This window comes from Streptomyces sp. 13-12-16 (assembly GCF_002114215.1).
In the GTDB taxonomy this organism is placed as follows: Bacteria; Actinomycetota; Actinomycetes; order Streptomycetales; family Streptomycetaceae; genus Streptomyces.
Map to the genome: position 1 here is coordinate 1 of NZ_NCTE01000122.1, position 5,787 is coordinate 5,787.

At 74.8% G+C, this 5,787-nt stretch carries 5 protein-coding genes and 1 pseudogene; 2 read left to right on the top strand and 4 right to left on the bottom strand.

Annotated elements, in window-relative coordinates:
• Positions 1 to 286: pseudogene (locus B7767_RS05810) on the bottom strand (ATP/GTP-binding protein); the annotation flags it as partial.
• A complete protein-coding gene (locus B7767_RS05815; protein WP_085571177.1) occupies positions 283 to 702 on the bottom strand; it encodes a hypothetical protein in 420 nt (139 codons plus the stop codon). The pseudogene B7767_RS05810 and the gene B7767_RS05815, both read right to left, overlap by 4 nt.
• 528 nt (positions 703 to 1,230) lie before the next feature.
• On the opposite strand from B7767_RS05815, the gene B7767_RS05820 reads away from it, so the two are divergent.
• On the top strand, positions 1,231 to 1,587 hold the full coding sequence (locus B7767_RS05820) for a peptidase inhibitor family I36 protein (RefSeq protein WP_085571178.1): 357 nt from the start codon (positions 1,231 to 1,233) through the stop codon (positions 1,585 to 1,587).
• 165 nt (positions 1,588 to 1,752) lie between these two features.
• Here the strand turns inward: B7767_RS05820 and B7767_RS05825 are convergent, their stop codons facing one another.
• Both B7767_RS05825 and speB read right to left on the bottom strand, forming a co-directional pair.
• On the bottom strand, positions 1,753 to 3,438 hold the full coding sequence (locus B7767_RS05825) for a thiamine pyrophosphate-binding protein (protein ID WP_085571179.1): 1,686 nt from the start codon (positions 3,436 to 3,438) through the stop codon (positions 1,753 to 1,755).
• A complete protein-coding gene (speB, locus tag B7767_RS05830) occupies positions 3,435 to 4,403 on the bottom strand; it encodes an agmatinase (RefSeq protein WP_085571180.1) in 969 nt (322 codons plus the stop codon). The genes B7767_RS05825 and speB overlap by 4 nt, the downstream gene beginning before the upstream one ends.
• A gap of 152 nt (positions 4,404 to 4,555) precedes the next feature.
• Here speB and B7767_RS05835 point away from each other — a divergent pair.
• Positions 4,556 to 5,787: PucR family transcriptional regulator ligand-binding domain-containing protein (locus B7767_RS05835; RefSeq protein ID WP_107485830.1), on the top strand; the 1,232-nt coding region annotated here is incomplete at its 3' end.

The window sequence follows — 5,787 nt, forward strand, 5'->3', positions numbered from 1 at the left end:
GCAGGACCTGGACGTCGCCGCCGGGGCCGGTCACGGCCGCCCGTAAGCGTTCCATGACGTCGGTGCGGTCCCGCAGGACGCCGGGCGCGCGGCCGACCAGGGGCAGGCGGACGGAGTCGGGAGCGGCCGGCCGGGGTTCGGCCGGGGCCACCACGTGGCGTCCGAACAGCGGGGCCGAGCCCGGGGCGTAGTGGTGGACGTGTTCCTCGATGTACTGGTCGCCACCGGTCTGGTAGATCCGGGCGCTGTCCGACGCGCGCCCCTCCATCGGCGTCGGCACGCTCATCGTCCGGTGATGTGCTGGTCGCGTCCGGCCTGGTAGATCCGGGCGCTGCCCGACGCCCGGGCCTGCTGGCGGATCCGCTCCGGTCCCGGATCCTCCGGAACCGACGGTTTCAACTCGTCCAGGACGCGCCGCAGTTCGTCGGCGGCCTCCGGCTGCGCCAGCAGGAACCGCCGTACGCGGCCCTGCCATTCGGCGGTCAGCTCGGCCTCGGACTCGGTGTCGCCGGCCCGGCGCGCGAGAAGCAGGTCCGCACGGCCTGCTTCCAGTTCCTCACCGATGCCCTCGGCCCTGGCGGGCTGGAAACGGCGCCACAGGGCGACCATCCCGTCCCTCGCCGATTCCCAGGCGTTCGTCACCATCAACGTGACGACGGTCGTGCCCGCCGTCCCTGCCAGTGCGGCGATCTCCGGATCCACGGTCCCCCCTACGGCCGGCTCCCGATCCTAGGCCCCCGGACCGCTTCCGGCACGAGGATTCGGCCCCGGGCGCCGGCGCGGACCTCCGCGGGCCCCCTGGGAGCACGACCAGCGGCGCTCCCGGTGTCCGCCGGGGCCTCGACGCGGCTCCCGCCCACTCCGGGCCCGCCGTACGTCCGGCGGCCCCTCCGGAGGACGAGGTCCGCTCCGGAGAGCCCGGTTCGTCCTTCGTCCCGGAACCGAGCACGGGGACGGGGCGCGGGACGCCGCCGTACGAGGCCCGGCGCGCAGGGGAATCCGGCCGCCCGGAGCGAGCCGGTTCGATCCGGTGACGCCGGGCGCGCACGCCCCGGCGCGTCCGGGCCCGGCGCTCGACGGGGCCACGCCGCCGAGCCCCCGGTTCGCTCCATCCGGTGGTGTGGGCGGTGACCGGGGTCGGTCGGCCCCGATCCGCCGTGACCATGGGAGGGCCCCGGCACGTCCGCCGGGTCCTTTCCGTTCCCCCACGACGCCTTACTGGAGAGTGCCGTGCAGACCCGTTCCTGGTCCCTCGCCGCCGTCCTCGCCCTGACCGCGCTCCTGCTGCCCGCCCACACGGCGTCCGCCGCGCCGGCCGCGCCCCCGTCCTGCCCCGACGGGTCGGTGTGCTTCTGGAGCGAGGAGGGCTTCGGCGGCGACTACTGGGAGTGGACCGCGCGCAGCGGCTACCGTGACATGCCGCCCCGCCTCCACGACCACGTCGGCTCGGCCGTCGCGAGCACCCGGGCCTGCTTCGTGAACTGGCAGCCGCTCGAGAAGCGGGACGTCTTCAACGGCGACTGGCGCTCCCGCTACCTCGGCGACTTCGGCGGCCGGATCGACGGGGTGGGCCCGGGCGCCTGCTGACCCGCCGGACGCTCGAACTATCCGCGGAAGCCCAGCAGTTGCTCGTTTCTGTTGCCTGCGGACGAGGAGACGGCCCGGGCCGTCGGCCGGCTGCGCGAGCGGTCACGGCACGGCAGGCTCCGGGCCATCTCGTAGGGCCACCTCGTAGGGTCTCTCCCGATCCCCTCAGCCCAGGTGCGTCGGCGCGAACATCCGCAGCACGGCGGGGAGGACGACCACCGACGGGCCCGGTGTCGTCAGGGCCTTCGCGAGGTCCTGCTCCAGGGTCTCGGGGCCGGTCCGCAGGCCGGGTACGCCGAAGGACTCCGCCAGGGCCACGTAGTCGGGGCGGGTCAGTTCCGTCGCCGTGGGTTCGCCGAAGGCGTCGGTCATGTACTCGCGGAGGATGCCGTAGCCGCCGTCGTCGACGATGAGCCAGGTGACGTCGAGGCCGTGCTGGCGGGCGGTGGCCAGTTCGGCGACGGAGTACAGGGCGCCGCCGTCCCCGGAGACCGCGAGGACCGGGCGGGTGGGGTCGGCGACCGCCGCGCCCAGGGCGGCCGGGAAGCCGTAGCCGAGGCCGCCGGCGCCCTGCGCGGAGTGCAGGTGGTTGGGGCCCATGGCGTCGAAGGCGGACCAGGCCCAGTACGTCAGGATCGTCATGTCCCAGAAGGACGGCGAGCCGGTGGGCAGGGCGCGGCGGACCGCCGCCAGCACCTGCCGTTCCAGGGCGAGTTCCTGGGAGTCGAGGCGCTCGCGGACGCGGTCCAGCACTCCCCGGACGCGCTCGGGCGCGGTCGCGTCCTCGCGGGCCTCCACCGTCTCCAGCAGGGCCTGGAGGGCGAGGCGGGCGTCGGCGTGGATGCCGAGGCCCGGGTGGTTGGACTCCAGCTTGCCGAGGTCGGCCTCGATCTGGATCACCCGGCCGCGCGGCTCGAACGTGTGGTAGTTCGAGGAGAGTTCGCCGAGACCGGAGCCGACGACCAGCAGGACGTCCGCGTCCTGGAGGAAGTCGGTGGTGTGGCGGTCCTCCAGCCAGGACTGCAGCGACAGCGGGTGCGTCCAGGGAAAGGCGCCCTTGCCGCCGGGGGTGGTGACGACGGGTGCCTGGATCCGCTCGGCGAGCTGCTTCAGCTTGCCGGAGGCGTCCGAGCGGACCACTCCCCCGCCCGCGATGATCGCCGGGCGGGTGGCGTTCGCCAGCAGGTGGGCGGCGAGTGCGGTGAGTTCGGGGCGCGGGGGCAGCTCGTCGGGGGTGGCGTCCATCGCCGTCACCACCGGCAGGGCGGTCCCGGCGAGCAGGACGTCCTGCGGGATCTCCACCCACACCGGTCCGTGCGGGACGGTCAGCGCCGACTTCCAGGCCTCCGCGATCGCGGACGGGATCTGGGACTGCGTACGGGCCGTGTGGACGGACTTGACCACGCCGCGGAACGAGGCCGCCTGGTCGGGGAGTTCGTGCAGGTAGCCGTGGCGGCCACCGCCGAGCCCCGGCGTCGGGACCTGGCTGCAGATCGCCAGCACGGGCGCCGAGGCCGCCGCCGCCTCCTGGAGCGCGGCCAGCGAGGTGAGGGCTCCCGGGCCGGTCGACAGCAGCAGCGGGGCGGCCTCGCCGGTGATCCGGCCGTACGCGTCCGCCGCGAATCCGGCGTTGTTCTCCACCCGCAGGCCGACGTACCGCAGGTCGGAGCGGCGCAGCGCGTCGAACACGCCGAGGGCGTGCTGGCCGGGCAGGCCGAAGACGGTGGTCGCGCCGAGCCCGGCCAGGGTCTCCACGACCAGGTCCCCGCCGTTGCGGCCGGGGGGAGGATTCAGCGCGGCCTCCGTCTGCGCGGCGGTCGGGCGGAGCACCAGGTCGTGGTCGTGGGTCACTTCTCGCGGGCCTCCGCAATCTGACGGGACATGATCGTGGTCAGCTCGTACGCCGTGTGGGACGCGGCGACCGAGGTGATCTCGGCGTGATCGTACGCGGGGGCCACCTCGACGACGTCCGCCGAGACCAGGTTGCAGGAGGCCAGTCCGCGCAGGATCTCCAGCAGCTCGCGGGAGGTCATGCCGCCGGCCTCGGGGGTGCCGGTGCCGGGCGCGTGGGCCGGGTCCAGGCAGTCGATGTCGATGGAGATGTACAGCGGACGGTCGCCGATGCGCTGGCGGAGCTGGTCGGCGACCTCGTCGGCGCCCCGGCGGTAGACGTCCGCGGAGGTGACGATGCCGAAGCCCATCTTCTCGTCGTCGGTGAGGTCCTGCTTGCCGTAGAGCGGGCCGCGGGTGCCGACGTGGGAGAGGGCGGAGGTGTCGAGGATGCCCTCCTCGACGGCACGGCGGAACGGGGTGCCGTGGGTGTACTCGGCGCCGAAGTAGGTGTCCCAGGTGTCGAGGTGCGCGTCGAAGTGGAGCAGGGCGACCGGGCCGTGCTTCTTGGCGACGGAGCGCAGCAGCGGCAGGGCGATGGTGTGGTCGCCGCCCAGGGTCATCAGCCGGGCGCCGGTGCCGAGGAGGTCGTCGGCGGCGGCCTCGACCGTCTCCACGGCCTCGTTGATGTTGAAGGGGTTCACGGCGATGTCGCCGCCGTCCGCGACCTGGGCGAGGGCGAAGGGGGAGGCGTCCTGCGCCGGGTTGTAGGGGCGCAGCAGCCGGGACGCCTCACGGATGGCGTTGCCGCCGAAGCGGGCGCCCGGCCGGTAGGAGACGCCCGAGTCGAAGGGCACGCCCACCACGGCGACGTCGGTGCGGCCGACCTCGTCGAGGCGGGGCAGCCGGGCGAAGGTCGCGGGACCGGCGTACCGGGGGACGCGGGAGGAGTCGACGGGGCCGCGGGGCGTCTCGTTGCTGCTCATGGGACTGCCTTCTTTCCTGCTCTTCGCCTTGGATCGTGCATCCGCCCGCACCCGCGGGCTGCCGGTCTGTCCCGACCATAGAGCGGCGGAAAGCACCTGCGAAGTGTACGTTTCCTCCATTCCCACCGCACGGAATGGAGGAAGTGTCCAGCATGTCGGACCCCATGGTTCCCCCCACGCCGCCCGTGCGTCTGGACGCGCTCCTGGCACGCGAGGACCTCGGACTGCGCCGGGTCGCCGGGCCCGACGACCCCGGCACCGTCGTGCACTGGGCGCACGCCTCGGAGATGGCGGACCCGTACCCGTACCTGCTGGGCGGGGAGCTGCTGCTGTCGGCGGGGGTGCACATCCCGGAGGGGGCGGGCGCGGGGTACTTCGACGCGTACGTCTCCCGGATCGTGGCGGCGGGCGGGGCGGCGCTCGGGTTCGGCGTGGCCCCGGTGCACGAGGCGGTACCGGGGGCGCTGGCGGAGGCGTGCGAGATGCACGGGCTGCCGCTGCTGGAGGTGCCGCCGCGGACCACGTTCTCGGGGGTGGCGCGGGCGGTCTGGCAGCTCATGGCGCAGGCCCGCCTCGCGGAGCTGCGCCGGGTAACGGAGGCCCAGCAGAGCCTCGCCACCGCGGCGTCCCGCCCGGACCCGGTCCGCCCGGTCCTCCACCAACTGGCCCAGCGGATCGGCGGCTGGGCCGCCCTGTACGCCCCCGACACCACAGAACTCACCACCGCGGGGACCCCTCCGCCCCCCGGAGCGAGACAGTCCCTGGCGGCCCTGGCCGGGGTGGTACGACCCCACGACGTAGCCACGGACAGTCGCACCGACGCCCCACCCACGGACAGTCGTGCCTCCCCCGGAGCCCGAAAGGGCCTGGGAGGTACCCCCGGGGCGATGGGGGTGCCCCCGCCCGAGCGCAGCCGGGGGTGGGGGAGGGTGGGCGCGGCAGCACCCGGCGAACGCCGGCAGGAGACGCCCACCCCCGGCGAGCACCGACAAGCGGCGCCCACCCCCACCACCGCCAGCGACACGGCCGACGGCACCCACCTCGCCGCCTACGCCCTCGGCACCGGATACGTACTCGGCGTGGCCTCGCCACAACGCGACCCGGGCAACCACACCATCGCCTCCGTCGCCGCCGTCCTGCTCACCCTCCTCACCGGCCGGCAGCAGAGCGGCACCACCGCGGCCCGCTCCTCCGCGCTCGTACGGCTCCTGCTGGGCGCCCCGCCCGAGGACGTGGCCCCCCTGCTGGGCGGGGAGCGGTGGCACGTGGTCCACGCCCGGCCGGACGGCCGCACCGCGCCGGACCCCCTGGCCGCCTCCGCGCTCGGCACGGCGCTCGGCTCACCCCTGGTCGATCCGGCCGGCGAGGTCGTCCGCGTCCTGGT

Coding starts and splice junctions, on each gene's coding strand:
- speB (WP_085571180.1), bottom strand. CDS start 4,403: ATGAGCAGCAACGAGACGCCCCGCGGCCCCGTCGACTCCTCCCGCGTC.